At 60.9% G+C, this 304-nt stretch carries 1 protein-coding gene; it reads right to left on the reverse strand.

Features of this window, described 5'->3' with window-relative positions; genetic code table 11:
* Positions 1–304 (reverse strand): substrate-binding domain-containing protein (locus SB749_RS19115; RefSeq protein WP_410711691.1); only part of this gene is annotated, 304 nt, incomplete at both ends.

The raw sequence follows: 304 nt of genomic DNA on the forward strand, positions 1-304 counted from the left end.
CCTGCACATTGTTGCCGAGTTGGGTCAGCGCCTGGTCCATCGACCGGCGGGCGATTGCCGGATCCCAACCGGGCGTCCAGTTCTCGTAACCAAGTTTGCGGGCGCCGGAAGTGAAGAGTGGCTCAAGGACCGACATCTGACCGGCAGCGATCACCGCTGCATTCGGGTCGGTTGGCGAGCCTTTCAACATGACCAGCGTGTCGCCGTCCTTGGTGTTATCGACGACGTGCTGAGCTTGCGCTGCGCCGGTTGCATGCATGTCCGCCTGAACCCAGAACTTGGTGTTCTTCGAGTTGATCATGCG

The sequence above is a fragment of the Brevibacterium sp. SIMBA_078 genome, from assembly GCF_046534565.1.
Classification (GTDB): Bacteria; Actinomycetota; Actinomycetes; order Actinomycetales; family Brevibacteriaceae; genus Brevibacterium.